Annotated in this window: 19 protein-coding genes and 1 other RNA gene; 14 read left to right on the top strand and 6 right to left on the bottom strand. The window is 50.8% G+C overall.

From position 1 onward, the window contains the following. Positions 1 to 298: 298 nt before the first annotated feature. The 4 genes from glyA to ribBA are packed head-to-tail and all read left to right on the top strand — an operon-like array spanning position 299 to position 4,352. Entirely contained in the window at positions 299 to 1,576 is a 1,278-nt protein-coding gene (gene glyA, locus FM042_RS04705) for a serine hydroxymethyltransferase (RefSeq protein ID WP_143234807.1), read from the top strand. 30 nt (positions 1,577 to 1,606) lie between these two features. After that, positions 1,607 to 2,056, top strand: a complete 450-nt coding sequence (gene nrdR / locus FM042_RS04700) for a transcriptional regulator NrdR (RefSeq protein ID WP_143234805.1) — start codon at positions 1,607 to 1,609, stop codon at positions 2,054 to 2,056. Continuing rightward, positions 2,046 to 3,233, top strand: a complete 1,188-nt coding sequence (gene ribD / locus FM042_RS04695) for a bifunctional diaminohydroxyphosphoribosylaminopyrimidine deaminase/5-amino-6-(5-phosphoribosylamino)uracil reductase RibD (RefSeq protein WP_232366363.1) — start codon at positions 2,046 to 2,048, stop codon at positions 3,231 to 3,233. The genes nrdR and ribD overlap by 11 nt, the downstream gene beginning before the upstream one ends. Next, a complete protein-coding gene (ribBA, locus tag FM042_RS04690; protein WP_143234803.1) occupies positions 3,234 to 4,352 on the top strand; it encodes a bifunctional 3,4-dihydroxy-2-butanone-4-phosphate synthase/GTP cyclohydrolase II in 1,119 nt (372 codons plus the stop codon). Here the strand turns inward: ribBA and FM042_RS04685 are convergent. From FM042_RS04685 to FM042_RS04670, 4 genes are all read right to left on the bottom strand, one after another. After that, positions 4,343 to 5,293 carry a ketopantoate reductase family protein gene (locus tag FM042_RS04685; RefSeq protein ID WP_143234801.1) on the bottom strand — a complete coding sequence of 317 codons (951 nt, stop codon included), beginning with the start codon at positions 5,291 to 5,293 and terminating at the stop codon, positions 4,343 to 4,345. The two genes, ribBA and FM042_RS04685, sit on opposite strands and share 10 nt — an antisense overlap. A 302-nt stretch (positions 5,294 to 5,595) precedes the next feature. After that, positions 5,596 to 7,236: an MFS transporter gene (locus FM042_RS11915; RefSeq protein WP_143234799.1), complete on the bottom strand. Its 1,641-nt coding sequence runs from the start codon at positions 7,234 to 7,236 to the stop codon at positions 5,596 to 5,598. A gap of 3 nt (positions 7,237 to 7,239) precedes the next feature. Beyond that, positions 7,240 to 7,827: a peptidylprolyl isomerase gene (locus tag FM042_RS04675; RefSeq protein ID WP_232366386.1), complete on the bottom strand. Its 588-nt coding sequence runs from the start codon at positions 7,825 to 7,827 to the stop codon at positions 7,240 to 7,242. Between the two features lie 78 nt (positions 7,828 to 7,905). Then, positions 7,906 to 8,487 (bottom strand): YajG family lipoprotein, encoded by a 582-nt coding sequence (locus FM042_RS04670; protein WP_185960702.1) that lies wholly within the window; start codon positions 8,485 to 8,487, stop codon positions 7,906 to 7,908. A gap of 114 nt (positions 8,488 to 8,601) precedes the next feature. On the opposite strand from FM042_RS04670, the gene FM042_RS04665 reads away from it, so the two are divergent. Beyond that, on the top strand, positions 8,602 to 9,687 hold the full coding sequence (locus FM042_RS04665; RefSeq protein WP_143234793.1) for a ketoacyl-ACP synthase III: 1,086 nt from the start codon (positions 8,602 to 8,604) through the stop codon (positions 9,685 to 9,687). Positions 9,688 to 9,851: 164 nt separating this feature from the next. On the opposite strand, the gene FM042_RS04660 is transcribed toward FM042_RS04665, so the two are convergent. Together FM042_RS04660 and ffs are read right to left on the bottom strand one after the other, a co-directional pair. Then, entirely contained in the window at positions 9,852 to 10,598 is a 747-nt protein-coding gene (locus FM042_RS04660) for an enoyl-CoA hydratase-related protein (RefSeq protein WP_143234791.1), read from the bottom strand. Between the two features lie 390 nt (positions 10,599 to 10,988). Next, positions 10,989 to 11,085, bottom strand: an RNA gene (ffs, locus tag FM042_RS04655) — signal recognition particle sRNA small type. Between the two features lie 195 nt (positions 11,086 to 11,280). On the opposite strand from ffs, the gene FM042_RS04650 reads away from it, so the two are divergent. The 9 genes from FM042_RS04650 to FM042_RS04610 all read left to right on the top strand — a co-directional run bounded on the left by FM042_RS04650 (position 11,281) and on the right by FM042_RS04610 (position 21,457). Beyond that, on the top strand, positions 11,281 to 12,369 hold the full coding sequence (locus FM042_RS04650) for a tryptophan 2,3-dioxygenase family protein (protein WP_143234789.1): 1,089 nt from the start codon (positions 11,281 to 11,283) through the stop codon (positions 12,367 to 12,369). Between the two features lie 126 nt (positions 12,370 to 12,495). After that, entirely contained in the window at positions 12,496 to 12,774 is a 279-nt protein-coding gene (gene priC / locus FM042_RS04645) for a primosomal replication protein PriC (RefSeq protein ID WP_185960700.1), read from the top strand. Between the two features lie 651 nt (positions 12,775 to 13,425). Beyond that, the gene (locus FM042_RS04640) at positions 13,426 to 16,122 is read left to right on the top strand and encodes a TonB-dependent receptor plug domain-containing protein (RefSeq protein ID WP_143234786.1); all 2,697 of its coding nucleotides are present in this window, start codon (positions 13,426 to 13,428) and stop codon (positions 16,120 to 16,122) included. A 316-nt stretch (positions 16,123 to 16,438) separates the two neighbouring features. Then, positions 16,439 to 17,227 carry a DUF3450 domain-containing protein gene (locus FM042_RS04635; RefSeq protein WP_143234784.1) on the top strand — a complete coding sequence of 263 codons (789 nt, stop codon included), beginning with the start codon at positions 16,439 to 16,441 and terminating at the stop codon, positions 17,225 to 17,227. Next, entirely contained in the window at positions 17,224 to 18,591 is a 1,368-nt protein-coding gene (locus FM042_RS04630; RefSeq protein ID WP_143234782.1) for a MotA/TolQ/ExbB proton channel family protein, read from the top strand. The genes FM042_RS04635 and FM042_RS04630 overlap by 4 nt, the downstream gene beginning before the upstream one ends. 3 nt (positions 18,592 to 18,594) lie before the next feature. Next, positions 18,595 to 19,122 (top strand): MotA/TolQ/ExbB proton channel family protein, encoded by a 528-nt coding sequence (locus FM042_RS04625; RefSeq protein ID WP_143234780.1) that lies wholly within the window; start codon positions 18,595 to 18,597, stop codon positions 19,120 to 19,122. A 12-nt stretch (positions 19,123 to 19,134) separates the two neighbouring features. After that, entirely contained in the window at positions 19,135 to 19,536 is a 402-nt protein-coding gene (locus tag FM042_RS04620; protein ID WP_143234778.1) for an ExbD/TolR family protein, read from the top strand. Position 19,537: 1 nt separating this feature from the next. Next, a complete protein-coding gene (locus tag FM042_RS04615) occupies positions 19,538 to 20,143 on the top strand; it encodes an energy transducer TonB (protein WP_143234776.1) in 606 nt (201 codons plus the stop codon). 3 nt (positions 20,144 to 20,146) lie between these two features. Continuing rightward, positions 20,147 to 21,457, top strand: coding sequence for a tetratricopeptide repeat protein (locus FM042_RS04610; RefSeq protein ID WP_143234774.1), 1,311 nt, complete (start codon positions 20,147 to 20,149; stop codon positions 21,455 to 21,457). The last annotated feature ends 340 nt before the right edge of the window (positions 21,458 to 21,797 follow it).

Here is a 21,797-nt window from a genome sequence, read left to right as displayed (position 1 = left end):
CAGGGGTGGAATTATCGAAGAACGCAAAAAAACAGAATTCTACCCCAGGGGTGGAACTGTTCAAAAAGGCGGGAAAGCCTTGTAGTTTGAGCTATTCATGGTTTAGAGACAGACCAACGGAATGGGTTTGTAACATGAGTTTCACCCCTGGGGCGGAATTGTTGGAGAACGCAGGAAAGTGGCGTTCTACCCCTGGGGCATAAATGTTGTGGGATAAAACTGTGTTCTGTTTTGGTCGCTTGTTTGGTAGTATTAGCGTCACAATTTCGCCTCTATTTTTGCTTAGTTAGGAGTACGCATGTCGGGTTCTGAGATGACAATCGCCGGTTTCGATCCGGAGCTGTGGGAAGCCATGCAGGCTGAAGTGGTTCGGCAGGAAGAACATATTGAGCTGATCGCTTCAGAAAACTACACGAGCCCACGAGTGCTAGAAGCGCAAGGCTCTCAGCTCACCAACAAATATGCGGAAGGCTATCCGGGCAAGCGCTACTACGGTGGTTGTGAGCATGTGGATGTGGCCGAAAACTTGGCGATTGAGCGTGCCAAGGAGCTGTTTGGTGCCAAGTATGCCAACGTACAACCGCATGCGGGTTCGCAAGCAAACACGGCAGCCTTTATGGCGTTGTGTAAAGCAGGCGATACCATTTTGGGAATGAGCTTGGCCCACGGCGGCCACCTTACGCACGGTTCTCACGTGAACTTCTCGGGTATTAACTACCACGCCGTGCAGTACGGTTTAGATGAAGCCACGGGCGAAATCGATTACAAGCAAGTGCGTAAGTTAGCGCACGAGCATAAGCCAAAAATGATTATTGCCGGTTTCTCTGCTTATTCGGGCATCGTCGATTGGCAAAAATTCCGTGAAATCGCCGACGAAGTGGGCGCGTACTTACTGGTGGATATGGCGCACGTTGCCGGACTAGTTGCGGCGGGTTTGTATCCAAACCCAGTGCCAATTGCGGATGTGGTGACCACCACTACGCATAAAACCCTCGCAGGCCCGCGCTCAGGTTTGATTCTAAGCGGCAAAGATGATCCAGATTTACATAAAAAGCTAAACAGTGCGGTATTCCCAGGTAATCAGGGCGGCCCACTGATGCACGTCATCGCAGCAAAAGCAGTGGCCTTTAAAGAAGCCCTGCAGCCTGAGTTTAAAGTGTATCAACAGCAAGTATTGAAAAACGCCAAGGCGATGGTAAAAGTGATGCAGGAGCGCGGTTACAATATCGTGTCTGGCGGCACCGAAAACCACTTGTTCTTGGTGGACTTAATCAACAAAGATATTACCGGTAAAGATGCAGATGCGGCGCTTGGTCGGGCGTATATTACTGTGAACAAAAACTCCGTACCGAACGATCCGCGCTCACCATTTGTGACCTCTGGTTTACGTTTAGGCACGCCAGCGATTACGCGCCGTGGCTTTAACGAAGCGGAAGCTGAGCAGGTGGCGAACTGGATTTGTGACGTGCTGGATGGCTTTGCGAGCAACAATGGCGAGAGCGATCCTGCGGTTGAAGCGCGGGTGCGTGATGAAGTGAAAGCGTTGTGCGCGCGCTTCCCGGTTTATAAAAAATAAGCACTCGCACGGGTGTGAATAAGGGCGTGTATGCATTGTCCATTTTGTGATGAACAAGATACAAAAGTCATAGATTCGCGATTGGTGGCGGACGGCATGTCAGTGCGTCGCCGGCGCGAGTGCAATGCCTGCAAAGAACGATTCACCACCTTTGAGAGCGCCGAGCTGGTGATGCCCCGGGTGATTAAAAGCAACGGGGCTCGCGAGCCATTTAATGAAGATAAATTGCGAGCTGGGCTACTACGGTCACTGGAGAAACGCCCAGTGAGCTTGGAAGCGATGGAGAAGACCATCAACCGCATTAAGTCGAAATTGCGGGCCACAGGGGAGCGGGAAATTTCTAGCAAACTCATTGGCGCCTTGGTGATGGAACAACTGAAACAATTAGACAAAGTCGCCTATATTCGATTCGCCTCGGTGTATCGTTCGTTTGAGGATATTCGAGATTTTGGCGAGGAGATCGCCCGTCTTGACGACTGATTCCCCCGCACCGCACTTTACCACCGCAGATTATTTCTATATGCGCCGGGCACTGGTGCTGGCTAGTTATGGCCGCTTTACTACCCATCCGAATCCTAATGTGGGCTGTGTGATTGTGCGCCCTGAGTTGGTGCGCGATGACCAATGGCCTGATGCCATTATTGGTGAAGGCTATCATGCCCGTGCAGGTGAACCGCATGCAGAGGTGCATGCCTTGCGTGCCGCGGGTTCAAAGGCAGTGGGGGCAACGGCTTATGTCACTCTAGAGCCCTGTAGCCATCATGGTCGCACACCACCTTGTGCTGATGCTCTCATTAAAGCCGGTGTCGGGCGGGTTGTTGTGGCGATTTCGGATCCGTTTCCGGAAGTGTCAGGGCAGGGTATTGCGCGACTGCGTGACGCAGGCATTCACGTCGATGTGGGCGTGTGCGAAAATGAAGCTTACATGATGAATCGCGGATTTTTCACCCGCATTGCGCGCGGACGGCCCTTCGTGGTGGTGAAACTGGCTTCCAGCATGGATGGTAAAATTGCCCTGGCCAATGGCGAAAGCCAGTGGATTACGAGCACCGAAGCGCGCGCTGATGTGCAGGTTGGACGGGCGCAAGCAGGCGCGATTCTTACCGGCGCCCGCACCGTATTAAAAGACGACCCACAGATGAATGTGCGTCCGGAGCAATTTCCGAGCGACCACACCTACGGGGATTTGCCAGTACGTCAGCCATTACGGATTGTGCTCGATGCTCGCGCGGAAGTACCCGCGAACGCACGAATTTTTGCTGATGGCACGCCGGTGTGGTTGATTCGCCTGCAACCTTCCGGGCAACAGCTGCCGGATCACGTGGAAGAATGGGTGGTCCAAGCCAACACGGATGGACGTATTGATTTGCCATCGCTACTCGCGCAGATTGCGGAGCGAAATGTGCACACGGTGTGGGTTGAGAGCGGAGCACGCCTTGCGGGAAGTTTGATGCAGGCGAACTTAATAGACGAATTGATTTTATATCAAGCGCCCAAGTTTTTCGGGCCGGATGGATTGAGCTTGGTAGATCTCCCAGAATTCACGCGCATGGACGACGTGCTAAGCTGGGATCTAGTTGAGGCGACCCAGGTGGGTCCCGATGTGAAACTAATTTTACGGCAGCCCGGTGCTGCCCAAGCCAACGAGGAATCGTAGATGTCGACCTTAAACACCACTGCCGAGATTATTGCGGATATCAAAGCCGGCAAGATGGTCATTCTGATGGACGATGAAGACCGTGAGAATGAGGGTGATCTCATTATGGCGGCGGAATGTGTGACGCCAGAAGCGATTAACTTTATGGCCCGTTTTGGGCGGGGGTTGATATGTTTAACGCTTACCGAAGACCGTTGCCAGCAGCTGCGTTTGCCGTTGATGGTAGGGCAGAATAATTCGCCTTATGCGACCAACTTTACTGTGTCGATTGAAGCGGCTGAGGGCGTGACGACGGGTATTTCTGCGGCGGATCGTGCGCGTACGGTATTGGCGGCGGTGGCGAAAGACGCGAAACCGACGGATTTGGTGATGCCGGGGCATATTTTCCCGTTGAAGGCCCGTCAGGGCGGTGTATTGAACCGTGCCGGGCACACGGAAGCGGGCTGTGATTTAGCGCGTTTGGCGGGCTTTGAGCCAGCTTCGGTGATTGTGGAAATTCTGAATGAAGACGGCACTATGGCGCGGCGTCCGGATCTGGAGAAATTCGCGGCGGAACACAATATTAAAATGGGTACCATCGCCGATTTAATCGAATATCGGTCGATGACTGAGCACACGGTGGAGCGGGTTGGTCAATGTAAGTTACCCACGGCCTACGGCGAATTTGATTTGATCACCTACCAAGATACGGTGGATGGTCAGGTGCATTTTGCCCTCGTGAGCGGTGAAATCGACGGTTCTAAACCCACTAATGTGCGTGTGCATTTGCAAGATACCTTTAATGATTTGTTGGCGACGGAACGGGCAAGTCGGCGTAGTTGGCCATTGTATCGGGCTATGCGCAAAATTGCCGAAGAAGGCGGTGTATTTGTGTTGCTCGGGCGTCAGCAAACGCCTCGGGATTTGATTAACCAAGTGCGTTTCTTTGAGCAAGAAGACAAAGGTGAAGTACACATGAGCGCCACGCAGAGTAATGAGTCGCGCAATGTAGGTGTGGGCTCACAGATTTTAGCGGATCTAGGGGTGCATCAAATGCGCTTGCTGAGTTCGCCCAAGAAGTACTCAGCCTTGTCTGGTTTTGGTTTAGAAGTTGTTGATTTTATAGAAGATCATTCATAAGCGCGTTCGCGCGCTTGAATCGCTTCCCAGAGTCGACAATTTTCGCGAGTGGCGACCAATAAGCGTTCGCCCTCGCGGCATATAAATCCATTCAAATAATCAATTTCTGTGCGCCGTTTGGCATCCACATCTTGCAGCATGCTGCAACGATTGCCAGCGGTGTTGCGAATCACTTCTCGTACTTGTTCCAACAACTCATCGGCATCAAGCGCGGTATTTACATTGGCGATCTCTTCGCAGATGGCGCGCAGGTTCGGGGCGTAACTCTCGTCGCGAAGCACGCCGTTGGCAGCTTCGGCTAATGTGGCCAGAGGATTAATCGCGCAGTTGATGGCTAACTTTTCCCAGCGCTTTTCGGTGATATTGGGCTGCCAATGCAATGGAGGTAAAGCCGCGGCAAGCTCGTCGAACCAAGTGGGGATGCGGTCTACGGGCTGGCTATGTGCATCGATATTGTTGCTGGCATTTGCATTGTCAGGCGTCGTGTTTTCAGTAACCGAATGACGTGCTCCAATCCAACTTTGCCCTAAACCAGCATGATAACTGTGGGTGCGTTGCTGGCGCCAAGCCCCGTGGGTTGTGACTAAATCAAAGACAGTTCCGGGCGTTTGCGTCTGCAAAATATCATCAGCGGCGCCCATGCCATTGTGGCTGACGATCAGGGGCGTGTTCACATCAAGCTGGAGCTCTTTGAGCAGAGGTGCGAGTTGCCAGGCTTTCACCATCAGCAACCAAATTGCGTTATCTGGGGCGTTGGTAGATGTTGTGATCACCGGAAAATCTGCAGAGTATTTATGGTCATCGAAGGTACGCGTTAGCGTAATGCCATCGCTATCTTCCACGTGCCGCGAATAAATAGTGACCGAGGCACCCGCTTGCTGCAAACCTAGCGCCCATAGCGTTCCTAATGCGCCACTCCCTACGACCACCCAATTCGCCATACTACGCCCCTTTAAGCCCCTTTAAGCCCCTTTAAGCCCCTTTAAGCCTCTTTCGTCATAGTACGCCAGCCCCAAAAACAACGCAAAAAACAATTCCGCCCCAGGGGTGAAATATTTGAACATCGCCAGAACCAACAGTTTCACCCCAGGGGCGGAACTTTTGAACACCGCCAGAACCAACAGTTTCACCCCTGGGGCGGAATTGTTGAATCTCAGGTGCAGAAAGGGTTAGCGCTATATTCTGGTGATCGCGGAGATGGCGAAAAACATGCGTTTCACCCCAGGGGCGGAATTGTTGGGGGTTAGCGGGAGCGGGCGTGGTTTTCGTCTTCGAGGCGCTGGATGGGTTTACGGATGCTCCAGAGGAACAGCAAGCTAGGAATTACCATCAGCGTGGTAAGGAAGAAGAATAGGGCCCAGTTGCCGTCGAGCCAATCAACCACTACGCCGCTGTAGGAGGCGAGCACGGTGCGTCCGAGAGTGCCGACGGATGCCATCAGTGCATATTGCGTGGCGGTGAATGCGCGGTTGCACAGCAAACTTATTAACGCCACAAAGGCGACGGTTGACCAAGCGGAGGTAAAGCCGTCGCTCACCACCGCAGCAATAAATAGCGCTTTGTTTGGGCCTACGATGGCGAGGGCAGAGAAGAGTAAGTTGCTCAGGGCCATGGCAGAGCCCCCGATAAAGAGCCCCTTGAGGATGCCAAAACGCATATTCACGTAGCTACCAATTAAGGCAAAGGCGATGGTGACCCACCAGTTCATCAACTTGGAATACATGCCGATGTCGGTATTTGAGAATCCGATTTCTTGATAAAACACAATCGACATTCGGCCTAAGAAGGCCTCACCGATCTTAAATAGCAGCACAAATAGCAATACGGATAGGGCAAAACGTGGTCCGCTGCGACGGAAAAACTCGGCCAATGGCTCGATAAGGGTGACAATAATCCACGCGGCCACCCGATGTTTGGTTTGCACTGGAAGTTGCTCGGCGACCCCCGCGTTCTCAGATTCCCGCTGTAGCCGAACTAAGGCTATCACCAAGCCAGTTAAAAACGCGATAACCAGAGCGAACCATAAAAACCAAATGGTTTTTGGCATGGCGAGGGAGGTGGCGCTGGTTACCCACGTACTAAAATTACTCACTTGCCCAGTAATTGCCAAGCTAATGGCGATCAACATGGCAAAGGCAAAGCCGGTCATGGCTAATGTTTTTGCAGGGCTGCGGGCAGCGGCCTGTTGGTAATGCAGCTCTGATTCATGTTGTTGCAAGCTGCGTTCCGTTTTCGGTTCCCGAGCAAGCCATACGCCAAGCGTAAGGCAGGCCATCATCGCCGCTAATACGAGATACACTTGGGGCCAGTCCCAACCAGGAAAGTCGGACAGGAAAAATGGCACGGCCCCTAGGCCCGCAAACCCTGTCCACCAACCGGCGGTGGCCATGGCTGCGCCGGCGCTTTGCACGTGCGCTTCGTGTTCACCAATAGAATCAATCCGGTATGCATCGATGCCAATGTCTTGTGTCGCGGAGAACACGGCAATGGCGAGGGCTAAGATTGCGGCAAGATGTAATTGGGTTTGAAAATCAACGGAAGCGATGGCGATGGTGGTGCCTATCACCCCCATCTGACACAGCAAGATCCAGCCGCGTCGATGGCCCAGCCATTTGCTTAAAAAGGGTGCGCGTACCCGGTCGATAATGGGTGACCACAGAAAATTCACCGAATACACCGCAAAAACGGCTCCAAAATACCCGATCATGGAACGGGTAAATCCTAATTCGTTCAGCCACGCGTTTAGCCCAGAGCCAATCATGACCCATGGGAAACCGCTGGCGATACCGAACAGGAAAATGGTAACGAGGCGACGCTGTCGATAAAAATTAAAGGTATCGCGCCACCCTTTTGGAGCACCCGCAGGTGCGGTGTATCGACTCACGAATTACAGCTCTTCGGGTAGCAGTTCCACCCGAATGAGTTCAATGGTTTCCACGGGTACGTCGGGGAATCCTGTTTCTTCATGGGTGTGGGTTTCCACGGCCGCCATCTCATACAGCAACTCGGCGTTTTCAACTACACGGCCAAATACCGCATATCCCCAGCGCCGAGCACTTGGGTTGAGGCTATCGTTGTCTTTCACATTGAAGTAAAACTGTCGACGTGCAGAGTGTGGGTCGTTCTGGCGTGCCATGGCAATGGTGCCAAAATCGTTGCGCAAACCATTTCCAGATTCGTTAATTACAGTTGGCCCTTCAGGCAGAGATTCCCAATCGGTATTGTAACCGCCGCCTTGCACGACAAAATCATCAATCACGCGGCTAAACAACGAGCCGTTGTAACTGCCACTGACCACATGATTTAGGAAATGGTCGACGGTGTAGGGCGCGCGCCAACGGTCGAGCTCAACCACCATATCGCCCATGCTGGTGACAAAACGTACTTTCGGATACAAATTATCTTTTTGAATATCAGCATCATCTGCCTGTACGGCTGAACTTACGCTCAGCCCCAGAGCAACAAGGCCCATCATGACAAAGGAAAGAATACGGGTCATGGATCATTACTCCTATCAAACAATTAAAATTCTGCGGGGTTACAAACACAGGGCCTATGGAGAACCGACTTGTAAAAACTGCCGAAGTTCCGATTCTCTCAATAATGCATCCAGTGTGGTATTCAAATTGCGATTAAAATCCCGCTCAATGCGACCATAATCTAAGCGGCGCACAGTTTGCGGCCCCATAGTGGTTGTCATTTCACTGCGTACTTGGGCGTTTCCTTGCGTGGCCACGGCGCTCAACACCACGCGATGTTCGACTTCGTATTCGTTTCCGCGGCGAACGGCTCGCACCAGTGCATGGTCGATATAAATGTGCAAAACGGTGTTTGCTTGTCCGACGATCGGCAACGTTCGCTGCAGTTCTTCACTGATCAGAGTAGCCACCGGCTGTGTTGCCGTGGCAAACTCAGCATGGTCTAACGAATGTTCTACACGCAGAAGATGATTCTGGGTGCGCCGATCACTCACCGTCAGTTGCAGTGGCTGACTCTCAGCAAGTACAACTGATGATTGTACGCTCAATTGTAAGGCTGATGGTGTGGGCCCTGGCGTACTGCCGCAAGCGCTTAAGAAAAGCACAGTGAGCGCAGAAAAATAAACGCGTTTAATCGAATACAGCTTGGCTTTCACGATGAGGTCCTTCCAAGAGAATTTTGGATATCGGCCAATAAGGTATACGATTATGAGGAATGAGTCATCCTCAGTGCAGTGGAACACTGAAAACGAATTGAAAAGGTAGTGGGAATGAAATTTGCAGAAATTACCGGTTGGGGTAAATGCGTACCGCCAGCAATTATGACGAACAATGATCTGGCGACCTTTATGGAAACCTCAGATGAGTGGATCCGTACCCGAACAGGAATTGAAGAACGTCGCGTGAGCGCTGTAGGGACATCCGCGATGGCTTCTGTGGCTGCGCGTAATGCACTCGCTGCCGCTGATGTAGACCCCGCCGAAATTGATTTAATCATTGTGGGCACTTGTACCCCCGATGAAATCATTCCCAATGTGGCCTCAAAAGTGCAGCAAGATATCGGTGCCAAAAACGCCGCTGCGTTTGATTTGAATGCCGCCTGCAGTAGCTTTTTCTATGCCATGCATTTCGCGACATCGACCATTCGCATGGGCATGCACAAAAAAGTGCTGATTATCGGCGCCGAACGCTTAACGCGCATTCTGGATTGGACCAAACGCGAAAGCGCGGTGTTATTTGGTGATGGCGCAGGCGCCATGGTACTCGAAGCCAGCGATAACCCCGTAGGTCTGATCAGCTCAAAAATTTCCTGCGACGCCGACGCCCGCGATGTGCTGTCGCTTGATTTTGGCATGAGCTTTGATCGCTATAACTTTGATGGCGTCATGGACTTTAATTTCGAAGGCCAAGAGATCTTTAAGCGCGCGGTAAAAGGCATGAGCGCAGCCGTCGACGGCGTATTTAAAGAAACCGGCCTGAGCGTTGACGATATCGATGTGCTCATCCCGCACCAAGCCAATAAGCGATTGATCGATTTTCTCGCCAAAATGTGCAAAGTGCCGGAAGAGAAAACCATGATTAATATTCAAAAGTACGGCAACACCTCATCGGCCACCTTGCCCATTGCCTATTGCGAAGCCCTCGAAACCGGTATGGTGAAGCCAGGGGATAGTATTATCTCTGCGGTTTTCGGTGGCGGCCTCACCTGTGGCGCTGGCCTTATCGTCTGGGGCGACCGCGTCACGCCATTAGGCAACAATCAAATGGAGCTAGAGCAGGGCGCGGATCAGTCGGCGTTGGATTTGATTATGCCGTTATATGAAGGCTCCAAAAAAGCCTGGTCTTCGCGGGGCTAGCTTGTCAGAAAGCCTCTATGGCTGCGTTATAATTAAAGCTCAATCGGTCACATACCATCAAGGTATGCTCCCTCAATCGCTTCAATTATGCCTTGCCCTAGAGGTTTCTGCCTACGCTTCAGGTTTGGGGTTTGCTAGCTTGTCCGGCATCACCACTAGCTGCGTTACCGCTTGGCTTTGTTGGCGATGATTTGTTGGGTTTCTTTGCTGGCGAGCACGACTAAGAAATCTTTGAGTTCTCGCTGAATGCGATCGTTAATAGGTTCGGGTTGTGCCTTGAGTAATTTTTTTGATAGGCGCAACGATTTAATCGGTTTCTTCGCTAACTCTGCCGATACCTTTTCTACTGTTGTCATCAATTCACTTCCCGGAAGCACCTGATTCACAATATTCAATTCATAGGCCTTTTGGGCATCAAATGGCGCACCGAGAAGTAGCAGTTCGGCGGCTTTCGCATGTCCGCAGAGTAGGGGGATCAATTGGCTGGAACCGGCTTCTGGCACTAAGCCCATATCGACGAAGGGCATCACAAAGGTGGTTCCTTCCGCTGCGTATACTAAATCGCAGTGCAGCAACAAGGTGGTACCGATGCCAATAGCAGCGCCTTGAACCGCAGCGACGACAGTGACATCGACTTGAGAAATGGTTTCTAGGAACTGGAACACCGGGGAGTCGGATTTGAGTTCGCCGTGTCTCAAAAAATCGCCTAAATCGTTTCCGGCGCAAAATAAATCACCTTCGCCGCTAATGACCACCGCCGCGATGTCGTCACGCTCATTTGCAGAACGTAACGCATCGGTCATCGCCTGATACATATCTTGGGTGAGCGCATTTTTCTTGGCTGGACGATTAAGATGAATACGAATCACTTTATCGTGTTCGTAAACTGAAACAAATTCATGTTGAGACATGCTCACTTCCCTCGTTATTAATGACTAAGTCACGATAACACTGGTCTGTCCAGAACTCCAGATCATGAGAAGCCAACGCATCGGGTTTGGACAAGGTAGTAGCCAACGCATTGCGTTGGAGGGGGCTGGGAGGTGTTGTTGCAGTTCGGGCCAACGCGGTGCGTTGGGTACGATAGGGGCTATTAACGCAGCATTAGAGCTTTCGAACAAGCCACACAATCTGAGCCATACAATCTGAGCCATACAATCTGAGCTAGAAGCGCAGGCAGAAACTTCGAGAGCAAGGCATAATTGGAGCGATTGAGGGAGCGTACCTAAATGGTACGTGACCGATTGAGCTTCGATTATAACGCAGCTATCGGAGCTTTCTGACAAGCAAGAAAGGGGTGACCCCACCAGCCACACCTCGGCACCCACTACCCCACCTACGGCTGCTCCCTTCCGGGCCTGACCGGGTTCGATGGTTCGTGTTGCGAAGGGACCAATGGGGTCACCGCGGCGAATTATCCCTGATGGCTGCGGTGATTACAAGGGAGCGGCATTTGCCTGCTGTTTTTCTGAACAATGGAATCAAGCGTTGTTCCCGTGCCGGTTTTTCCGTAGCATAAATGTAAAGATACCTTTTAAGGTACATGAGTAAACTCGTTCGTTGTTTCGTTAGCGTTTAAAAGAGATTGATTTTATGAAGAAAAATAAAGAGCCGGTGTATTACGGGGACTATTTGGGCCTCGATAAATTATTGTCGGCTCAGCAGCCGGTGAGCCCACACTATGGGGCGGAAGCGCACGACGAAACCTTATTTATTATTGTGCACCAAGCCTATGAGCTGTGGTTTAAGCAAATTATTCATGAAATGCGCTCAATTCTTGGTTTGTTTCGGGCCGAGAACTTGCCTGATGAAGCATTAATGACAGTGGTGCATCGCTTACAGCGTATTGTAACCATTCAGGAATTGCTGAATCACCAAATCGACGTGATGGAAACCATGACGGCCCAAGATTTCTTGGAGTTTCGTGATTATTTGGTGCCGGCGTCTGGGTTTCAAAGTATTCAGTTTAAAGAGATCGAAATTAGCCTTGGGGTAAAACGAGATAAGCGTATTGCCTTTGATCAGGCGTCTTTTTACAACCGCATTAACGATAAAGATCGCGCTTACTTGGAATCGCTGGAAGAGCAACCGGACTTATTTGAACGGGTTGATGCCTGGCTGGCGCGCATGCCGTTTTTGGAAACCCAAGATTTTAGTTTCTGGAAACATTATGAGCGGGCGATTGAAGAACAAATCGAACGTGATCGGGCGATTGTTGAATCCAACACCTTGCTAAGCGATGAAGAGCGTGTGCAGGAGCTAGCTGAGCTTGAAAATACGCGTGAGAACTTTGCTGCCTTGTTCGAGCCGGAGCGCTATCAGGTGATGCGTGATGAGGGCAGGGTGCGGTTATCGCAAAAGGCACTGCAAGCGGCGTTATTTATTGAGATGTATCGAGAAGAGCCGGCGTTTAACTTGCCGTATCAAGTATTGAACTCCTTAGTGGATCTCGATGAAAACCTAACAATCTGGCGTTATCGTCATGCCATGATGGTGCAGCGGATGTTAGGGTCGAAGATCGGAACCGGCGGTTCGTCGGGGCACGAATATTTGAAGCGAACGACCGAAAAGAACCGCATCTTTGCGGACTTTATGAATCTGGCGACTTATTTATTACCGAAGGCAGCATTGCCTCCGCTTCCGGAATCGGTTCGCAATAGCTTGCGCCGTTATAGTGTGTAGCCAACGCATTGCGTTGCTGGGACTACGCAGCACTCGATGATTTTCGGTCCAACGCGGTGCGTTGGGTACGGAATGGGTAGGCCAACGCGGTGCGTTGGGTACGGAAATGTAGGTTGGGGAACGTATATGTTTAGTAGCATCAGTGAATCGGCTGCGAAAACGCAGGCGGTATTTCAAGCGTTGCGAGAGCGGGCGCAACAGCATCCGCCGGAACTGTCGGAAGCTTGGTTTGAGCCGGGGTTGTTTAAAACGCGAAGCTCTTTTGTGGATGATTATTTAAAAGAAGCACAAGCAAATGCGGAGAAGTTAGCGCAGGTGCCAGCAGACGCGCCGGTGTTCGACTATATGAACCAAGTGGTGCAAGCGCAACTTACCGCGTTAGTACAGGCGTTGTATCGTAATTAATGGCGGTGAGGTTTGGTGACCTCGCGCTGGCCTCCCTACACTCAATGTCCTGCCAACTCGTATCCAAATTTTTGTGTACTCGAGCGCGTTTTTGTTGCTCAACATACGCCACGCCTTTTACTCATGTTCATCTTACTCATGTTCATCCTGCAAATAAGGTATGCAGGGGCACATGAGCTGGTTGATTTATGACCAACCACATAGATTGATGCGCCGAAGGTGTTAAAAACTGGTCACAAATGTTTACATTCGTTAACAACTTTTGCGGGAAAACCCTTGCATCCTGTATGCGGTTTGCTATATTCGGGGCGTCAGAGCAGGGATGTCAGTGGCTTTGAGCGAGTTGAGAACTTGCTTCAAAACTCAATCGAAGTAGCTGTAGTCACGCAGTAAGTGATTGAAAATATAATAAAAACTGCTGTTATTCTGACGCAAGCGGGGGTTTTGAAACGGAAGGTGACCGCTCTATTGGTCCACAATCCGATGCACAAAATTGTGACAATTCGTACATTTAAGGTGTTGCCCCCCTGTTTTTTTTGCATTAGTATCGAAACGATTGGGATGTAAATTTGCGTCCCTACCAGAAGTACAAAGAAACCTTTGTGCGCAATAAACCTAAAAATCACAAAAAGTGATCCAGGGAGAAAATACATGTACACCAATAATAAACTGGCTAAGTCTATCCGCTTAGCACTAATGTTTGGTGCTGCTGCCACTGCAGTGACTGGCGCAGCCGTCGCTCAAGATGACGAGCAGCAAGAAGAAGAGCGTGCAGAACGCGTTGAGCGGATCCAGGTTACTGGTTCGCGCATTCAGCGTACTGACATGGAAGGCGCATTGCCAGTTACTGTTATTGACCGTGAGTCAATCGAACTGTCTGGTGAGATCTCAGTAGCCGACCTGCTCCGTAACACAACTTTCAACAGCGCTGGTTCATTCCGTCCGCAGTCAGGTTCTTCTGCGCAGGGCGTGTCAATGATCAACATGCGTGGTCTGGGTTCTAGCCGTACCTTGGTTCTAGTTGATGGCCGTCGTTTAACGATGTCTCCTTCAACTGGTTCTTCACAGGATTTGAACGCCATTCCTATGGGTGCGGTTGAGCGGATCGAAATCCTGTCTGACGGTGCGTCAGCGGTATACGGTTCAGACGCAATCGGTGGTGTAATCAACGTTATCACTCGTCGCGACTTCAGCGGCGTTGAAGCAACGATTGGTGCTGGTCAAGTAAGCGTACCTTCTGAAGGCGGCGATCGCGAAAACGGTTCTGTAGTTTTCGGTTCTGCAAGCGACACAACTCGTATCATCGGTGGTGTTTCTTGGAACAAGCGTGAAATCATCTTCGAAAACGCGTTCCCTTGGGTTCAGCCAGGTGCTTCTACCTACGGTAACAACTTCATCAACTTCCAGGACGGCGGCACTTACGCAGTTCCAGGTGGCTGTAATGAAGAAAACTTCTTTGAATCAGCTGATGGCTCACGTTGTTTGTATAACTTCAACGCGACTAACGCGAATGAAGCATCAACTGCGAACCAATCTTTGTTCGTTAAAGCTGATCATCAGATCAACGATGACTGGTCGTTCTACTCAAATGCAAGCATCGCGAAGACTTCGTCTTTCGGTCGTTATGCACCAGCCCCAGACATCAACCACCCAGTGTTCTATGATAACCTGTTAACTCCTACAGATTCATACAACAACCCAACGAACCCTAATGCATGGTTCTACGATCCAAACAACCCTAACGCTGTTACTTATGATCCAACAGTAGTAGGTCCTTTGGCTGAAGTAGCTATCTATCACCGTTTCGCAGCCATGGGTAACCGTGACTCTGACGTTGACAACGAAAACCTTGATTTCTTGATGGGCTTCGAAGGTCGCGCGTTCGGTATGGACTTAGACTTCGGCTGGCGCCGTGTTCGTAACAAAACTTACGAAATCGGTAACGGTTACTTAGCAGCACAAACTGCTTGGTCTAACGTGAACAACTTTAACCCTGGTTACTGCTCTGACGGTACTTTCGATCCAGATAGCTGCCGCTTCGGTTACGACGTTCAGAACCCTTCTGACAACCCTCAGAACGTTCTTGACGCTGGTGTAGTAACTACTTCACGTATCTCTAGCTTCGACATCAATGAAATCTACGGTTCTGCTGGCTTCGACGTAATGGAAATCGGCGGCGGTATGATTCAAGGTTTCGTAGGTATTGAGCACCGTGAAGAAATCTACGCTGACATCTATGACTCACAGTCTGCTGCAGGCTTAGTAGGTGGTTCATCAGGTTCTTCTGCTGGTGGTGACCGCGACGTAACTGCTGCATACTTCGAGTTCTTGTTGCCAGTAACTTATGATCTAGAACTGTCTTTAGCTGGTCGTTTCGATGACTACTCTGACTACGGTTCAGACTTCTCACCAAAAGTAAGCTTCCGTTATCAGCCAATGGATAACTTGTTGATTCGTGGTTCTTACGGTCTGGGCTTCCGTGCTCCGACTCTAGACATCCTGACTCAGCAGCGTTCATTCTCAGCTGACAGCGTAAATGACCCGATCACGTGTCAGGCGTTTACTGGTGGTACTTCTGATGTGTGTCAGATCAACGCGTTCGTTATTGCGAACCCTGAGCTAGAGTCAGAAGATTCAACTCAGTACTCTTTCGGTGTTGCTTACCAGCCTACCGATTGGTTGAACTTCACAGTTGATTACTACAACATCCAGATCGAAAACCGTATCCGTGCAATTAGCTCACAGCAGCTGATCAACCTTGCACGTGCTGGTGAAGCGTTACCTCCAGGTACAGAAGTAAACTTCGATGCGCAAAACCGTATCGTGTCTGTAACTCGTGGTTTCGTTAACGAAGGTGACTTGGATACTTCAGGTATCGACGTTAACTTGCGCACCAACTTCGACTTCGGTTCAGCTGGTCGCTTAGTAAACAACCTGTATATGTCACATATGCTTGACTACAACCTAGATGGCGGCCGTAACTTGGTTCGCGACCCAGGTGTTCCACGTCAGCGTATCAACATCAACAACAGCTACATGTACGGTGATTTCACGTTCGCGTGGAACATCAACATCATCGGCAACCAGTTCAACACGGTTACTGCTGATGCGAACAATCCTGATGGTGTAGTACGTGCTGGTCACATCGGTACTTGGACTACTCACGATCTACAAGCTTCTTACGAAGCACCGTGGGATGGCCGTTTCACCGTTGGTGTACAGAACGCATTCGAGAAACTGCCTCAGTTCGGCACCTCGGCTGCAGCACGTGGTTCACGTGACTACAACTTCAACCTGTACAACGCGTTCGGACGTATCACTTACGTTCGCTACACGCAACGCTTCTAAGCAACTCGCGTAAGCGATACGCTTTAAAGCAACAGGTAAGAAAGCAACCAGCCCCCTTGTGGGGCTGGTTTTTTTTGTTGTATCGGATCATGAACATGGCTGTCTGGAAATGATCAAAAAAGCCCGGTTGACACGCTCTGTGACTTCGTGGGAGTATTCAGACAATGCTATTTTTAGAAAATAGCGTATATTTGGTGTAGAAAGTCTTTTTCATCACTCACACAACTGGGTCCCGAGCATTACCAGGTGACGTACCTCTCTGCGTTCTCGCCTGCTAACCGCGAAGGATAAAGTTAAGTCAAATTGGTTGGGAACTATGACCACAGTAATCAAACGAAGCAAAATCGCTGCCGCCGTGGTAGGTGTGATGGCGCTGACGGGAACCTCCGTTGCTCTTGCAAGCAACACGTCCCTGTCTCAATTACAGTCGGAGCAGATGCAAACCAGTCGCGCTTCTGCTGCTTCTCAAGAGCGCATCGACTCTTTATTTGAACAAAGCCGTGAACTCCTTGGTGAGTATCGTTCGGTTGTCGCTCAATACGAGTCTCTGAAACTATACAACGATCACGTACAGCGTTTAGTCGACGACCAGAACAACACTCTGGAATCGTTACAGCGCCAGATCGATGGTATCGAAGAGACACGTCAAGGCGTTGTTCCGTTGATGTATAAAATGATTGATGCTCTGGACGAGTTCGTTCAGCTGGATATTCCGATTCACCGCGAGCAGCGGGAACGTCGAGTTGAGCGTCTGCGTGACATCATGGCACGTTCAAACGTGCAGGACTCTGAGAAGTTCCGTCAAATCGTTGAAGCATATCAAATCGAGATGGACTACGGTGTTGGCTTGGTCGCGTATCAGGGTACCCTGACTTACGGTGGTCAAGACATCGCAGTGGATTACTTCCACATGGGTCGTGTTGCCTTTATGGCTCAGTCTCTCGATATGCGTAATGCATGGTTGTGGGACAACGACAATCGTGAGTGGATGCGTGTTGAAGACTCATTCTTGAGCCCTCTAACTCAAGCGATCCGTATGTCACGTCGTCAAACTGCGTATGACGTGGTACGTCTGCCAATCTTTGCCGCGGAGACTGCAGAATGAAACAGGTAGTGAAGAATATTATCGTAGCCGCGGCCGGGTTAACCCTGGCGGCAACCGCTGCTTTCTCTGTGTCAGCACAGGAAGCAAAATCTCTTGACGAACTCTTGCAACAGGTTCAACAGCAACGTGCAGCTGCACAGCGCATTGACCAAGAGCGTGAGCGTCGTTTTATGGACGATCGTGCTGATAAGCAAGCCCTTCTGCGTCAGGCGCAACAAGACCTGCGTGGCGAAGAGCAGCGTAGTCAACGTCTGCAAGAGCAATACGCACAAAATGAAATCGATATCGGTAATAAAGAAACCGAACTCGATAACATGGTGGGAACCTTGGGTGAAATCTTCGGTGTAATCCGTGGTGCAGCCTCAGATACCATCGGTCGTATTTCGACGTCTATCGTAAGTGCACAATTCCCAGACCGTCATTTGGTATTGGAAAGCCTGGCGCAAGCCCGTGAGCTTCCAAGCATCGACGAGCTGGAAGAGTTGTGGTTAGCACTTCTTACTGAAATGACTGAATCAGGTAAAGTTGCTCGCTATCAAGGCGAAGTTACTCTGCTTGACGGTGGTTCAGAAGTTCGTGACATCGTTCGTATCGGTGCATTCAACCTGATTTCTGATGGTGAATACCTCCTGTACAACGATACGACGCAGCAAGTTCAGCCGCTAGGCCGTCAGCCTGCTGGCTACGTATTGCGTGCAGCGCGTAACTTCGAAAGCACCACAGACGGTTATGCCGGCGTGTTTGTTGACCCTTCACGTGGTCAAATCTTGAGCTTGTTAACCCAGAAAGCAACATTGTCTGAGCGTTATCACCAAGGTCAAACCGTTGGTTATGCAATCACTGTTGTTCTTATTCTCGGTTTCATCATCGCAATCTACAAGCTAGTGACCCTCACTGCCGTAGGTGCTTCGATTCGCCGTCAGTTGAAGAACACAGATGCACCTTCAGACAGCAACCCACTGGGTCGTATCTTGAAGGTTTATCATGAGAATCCAAACACCGATGCTGAAAACCTTGAGTTGAAGCTCGATGAAGCGATTCTGCGTGAAACACCGCGCATTGAAGCTGGTGTGAATATTATCAAGATTCTTGCCGCAATCGCGCCGCTGATGGGTCTATTAGGTACGGTAGTAGGTATGATTGGTACCTTCCAATCAATCACACTATTCGGTACTGGTGATCCGCGCATCATGGCAGGTGATATCTCGATGGCACTCGTAACGACCGCTATGGGTCTAATCGCAGCATTGCCACTGATCGTGATTCACTCGATTGTTGCGTCGAAGAGCAAGTCTATTCTCCACGTGTTGGATGAACAGGCTGCAGGTATTGTCGCTTCTCACGCTGAGAAGAAGGGAGCGTAAGCCATGCAATTTTACCTGATAGGGCTTTGGGAAACTGTCAGGGATTTTATTGGCACAGGTGGTGACGTTTTATACTTGGTGTTCATTGCGTTATTGATCATGTGGATTGTTATGATCGAGCGCGCCTGGTTCCTCTTTGGTGTGTTTCCTCGCGAGAGAAAGCGCATCATCGAGGCCTGGAAGGCCCGGAAAGACACCACCTCCTGGTACGCACATAGAATCCGTGAAGCATGGATTTCCGAAGCGTCCGAAAAACTTACAGCGCGGATGCTGGTGCTAAAAACTATGATCGCCATTTGTCCATTGATTGGACTTCTGGGTACGGTCACGGGGATGATCGCCGTATTTGAAATTATGGCGGTGCAAGGTACCGGTAACCCTCGTCTGATGGCGGGTGGTATATCCATGGCTACGATTCCGACTATGGCGGGAATGGTGGCAGCGTTGTCAGGAATGTTCTTTGCACAACGGCTTGATGGTCGCATCAAGGCAGCAAAAGAGCATTTAATCGACAACATGCCACATCATTAAGAGAGAAGAATTATGGCACGTAAACGTCTACGCGAAGATGAAGAGGCAACATTAGACATGACTCCGATGCTCGACATCGTGTTCATCATGTTGATCTTCTTTATCGTAACGACATCGTTTGTGAAAGAGGCAGGTATCGATGTAAATCGTCCTGAAGCTTCACAGGCGACGCAAAAACCTTCGGCCAACATCTTTATCGCGATCCGTGAAAACGGGGAAGTGTGGATGGACCGTCGTCAGGTTGATATTGAGCGGGTTGCAGCTAACCTGGAACGTCTATTGGCAGAACAGCCTACCGATATGGTGGTTATTCAAGCTGATGAAGGCGCCCGTCACGGCATCGTGGTGCGCGTGATGGACCAGATTAAAGAAGCTGGGATTGCCCAAATTTCGATAGCAGCGGAGAACGATTAATATGGTGCGCATCTTAGTATCTATTTTACTAGGCGCTGCTGTTACCTTCCTGCTGTTTGTCTTTATGGCATATCTGATCAGTGGTGGAGCGCAGCGGGCAGAACCGCCTGAGCCTCCAACACGGATCGATATTGTCGGAGCTCCACCGGAACAGGATGTGGATACGCGTCGTCGTACGCCTCCACCGCCACCAGAGCCGCCAGAACCGCCACCGGAAAGTCCTCAGACTGAACCGGATGCATCTGACGACGCCGTGACTTTTAGCATGGATCTGGGTGGTGTTGACCTGGGCTCAGCGAATACAGGACTTGACGGTCCTGGAGCGCTTAGCCGTGATGGTGACGCACAACCAATTGTACGGGTTGAGCCTCGCTATCCACCGGCGGCAGCACGAGACGGCATTGAGGGATGGGTACGTCTGCGCTTTACGATTGACGAAACCGGAGGCGTGACTGACATCGAGATTATCGATGCTCAACCACGTCGGATCTTCGACCAGGAAGCTCGCCGAGCATTGGCGCGCTGGCGTTATGCGCCGAAAGTGGTTGATGGTCGTCCGCAACGTCAAGAAGGGCTAACTGTTCAACTCGACTTTACTATGGACTAACCTATGAAAACACGAATCACAACAACACTGTGTGCTGCGGTCGTGGCGATGGGTTTGTTATCCACTCCTACAGTCGCGCAGAACACCGACGTTGGCTTTACCATCCCAACACGGGCGCAAGTGGAAGAACAGCGGGATTCTCGGCGCTCACAAGCGCTGGGAGACCGTGTTGCCCGTCGTGTTATGGATGCGTTTGAGCTTTATGAAGCAGACGATATCCGTGGTGCTATTCAAACCCTAGAAGGTGCAACATTACGTACTGATTACGATCGTGCGTATGTAGCGCGCTTTAAAGGTACGATGTACGCAGCGTTAGAAGACGATCCACGCGCTCCGGCGCTGGCTGTTGAAAACCTACGTGCTGCGGTCACGCCAGATGTACTTGGCTGGAATGACCAACGTGCCGGGATTCAGTTGCTGGGTAATCTCTACCTGACTCAGGAAGATTACGCCAATGCACTGGTCTGGTTTGAACGGTATTTGAAGTTTACCGGTGAGTGGGATCCAGACATACTTGTGCGTATGGCCTCGTCTCACATGGAGCTGAGAAACTATGACCGCGTGATTCCTTTTGCTGAGAAAGCGATTGAGCATTACGACGAACCAAACCGTAACCCATACCTGCTTATGATTGCAGCGTTCTATGAGACCAATAACGTGTCTGGTGCTATCAATGCACTAGAGCGTGGTATCACGGCGATGCCTGGTGAGCGTGGTTGGTGGACGCAGTTGGCTATGTTCTACATGTTGAACGAGAACTTTGATCGGGCTCTCGCCACCATGAAGATCGCCTACGATGCCGGTTACGTTGAGCGTGAAAATGATTACCGTGCGTTGGTGCAATTGTTCTCCAACAACGGGATCCCATATCACGCCGGTGAAGTCATGACGCGTCATATCGACCGTGGTGATGTAGAAGGCACTGCTTCTAACTTTGCTAACGCTGCACGTGCGTATCATTCTGCACGTGAGTTCCGCAAAGCTGCAGATGCCTATCGTCAAGCGATTGCCGCTTCTGATGACTCAGAGCAACAACAAGATTACTATCGCCGTATTGGTGATGCACTCTTGTTAGCTGAGCGTTATCGGGAGGCTGCACCGGCATTCCAAGAAGCAATTCGTTTGCTTCCACGGGGTGAAGATGCAGGTCGTTTGTACATGTCACTTGCGGAAGCGTACTTCTACAGCAATCAGTATCGTCAAGCGCACGATGCGGCTGTGCAAGCACAACGTTTCTCATCGACACGTCGTAACGCAGAAAGCTGGGCTAACTATATCAAGGACACGGCAGAGCGCCGCGGCCACAGTATCTAGTTAACACCGCTTACAGCGCACCTATATAAAACCGGAGCCCAGTGCTCCGGTTTTTGTTTTTCGTACCCATACACTGCGTTGGCCCGGGGCCGGCTCAAAGCCCGGCGGTGGGAAAGCCCCGTGGGGGACGCCGTAAATGCATCCATGCAGGCTTGGGCGCGGCATCCCTGCCGCGTACACCCCCACGTGACTTGTCCCATTACCGCGCCAGCGGGGCCCGGGGCCGGCTCAAAGCCCGGCGGTGGGAAAGCCCCGTGGGGGATGCCGTAAATGCATCCATGCAGGCTTGGGCGCGGCATCCCTGCCGCGTACACCCCCACGTGACTTGTCCCATTACCGC

Origin of the sequence: Aliidiomarina halalkaliphila (assembly GCF_007096385.1) — a bacterium.
GTDB classification, from domain to species: Bacteria; Pseudomonadota; Gammaproteobacteria; order Enterobacterales; family Alteromonadaceae; genus Aliidiomarina; species Aliidiomarina halalkaliphila.
This window is presented reverse-complemented; position numbering and strand designations above follow the sequence as displayed.

What these genes read in the sequence shown, in the direction of transcription:
- FM042_RS04640 (WP_143234786.1), top strand. Translation starts at nt 13,426, where the DNA reads ATGTACACCAATAATAAACTGGCTAAGTCTATCCGCTTAGCACTAATG.
- FM042_RS04630 (WP_143234782.1), top strand. Translation starts at nt 17,224, where the DNA reads ATGAAACAGGTAGTGAAGAATATTATCGTAGCCGCGGCCGGGTTAACC.
- FM042_RS04685 (WP_143234801.1), bottom strand. Translation starts at nt 5,293, where the DNA reads ATGGCGAATTGGGTGGTCGTAGGGAGTGGCGCATTAGGAACGCTATGG.
- FM042_RS04675 (WP_232366386.1), bottom strand. Translation starts at nt 7,827, where the DNA reads ATGATGGGCCTTGTTGCTCTGGGGCTGAGCGTAAGTTCAGCCGTACAG.
- FM042_RS04615 (WP_143234776.1), top strand. Translation starts at nt 19,538, where the DNA reads ATGGTGCGCATCTTAGTATCTATTTTACTAGGCGCTGCTGTTACCTTC.
- FM042_RS04610 (WP_143234774.1), top strand. Translation starts at nt 20,147, where the DNA reads ATGAAAACACGAATCACAACAACACTGTGTGCTGCGGTCGTGGCGATG.
- FM042_RS04650 (WP_143234789.1), top strand. Translation starts at nt 11,281, where the DNA reads ATGAAGAAAAATAAAGAGCCGGTGTATTACGGGGACTATTTGGGCCTC.
- FM042_RS04635 (WP_143234784.1), top strand. Translation starts at nt 16,439, where the DNA reads ATGACCACAGTAATCAAACGAAGCAAAATCGCTGCCGCCGTGGTAGGT.
- FM042_RS04660 (WP_143234791.1), bottom strand. Translation starts at nt 10,598, where the DNA reads ATGTCTCAACATGAATTTGTTTCAGTTTACGAACACGATAAAGTGATT.
- ribBA (WP_143234803.1), top strand. Translation starts at nt 3,234, where the DNA reads ATGTCGACCTTAAACACCACTGCCGAGATTATTGCGGATATCAAAGCC.
- FM042_RS04620 (WP_143234778.1), top strand. Translation starts at nt 19,135, where the DNA reads ATGGCACGTAAACGTCTACGCGAAGATGAAGAGGCAACATTAGACATG.
- FM042_RS04625 (WP_143234780.1), top strand. Translation starts at nt 18,595, where the DNA reads ATGCAATTTTACCTGATAGGGCTTTGGGAAACTGTCAGGGATTTTATT.
- priC (WP_185960700.1), top strand. Translation starts at nt 12,496, where the DNA reads ATGTTTAGTAGCATCAGTGAATCGGCTGCGAAAACGCAGGCGGTATTT.
- glyA (WP_143234807.1), top strand. Translation starts at nt 299, where the DNA reads ATGTCGGGTTCTGAGATGACAATCGCCGGTTTCGATCCGGAGCTGTGG.
- FM042_RS04665 (WP_143234793.1), top strand. Translation starts at nt 8,602, where the DNA reads ATGAAATTTGCAGAAATTACCGGTTGGGGTAAATGCGTACCGCCAGCA.
- nrdR (WP_143234805.1), top strand. Translation starts at nt 1,607, where the DNA reads ATGCATTGTCCATTTTGTGATGAACAAGATACAAAAGTCATAGATTCG.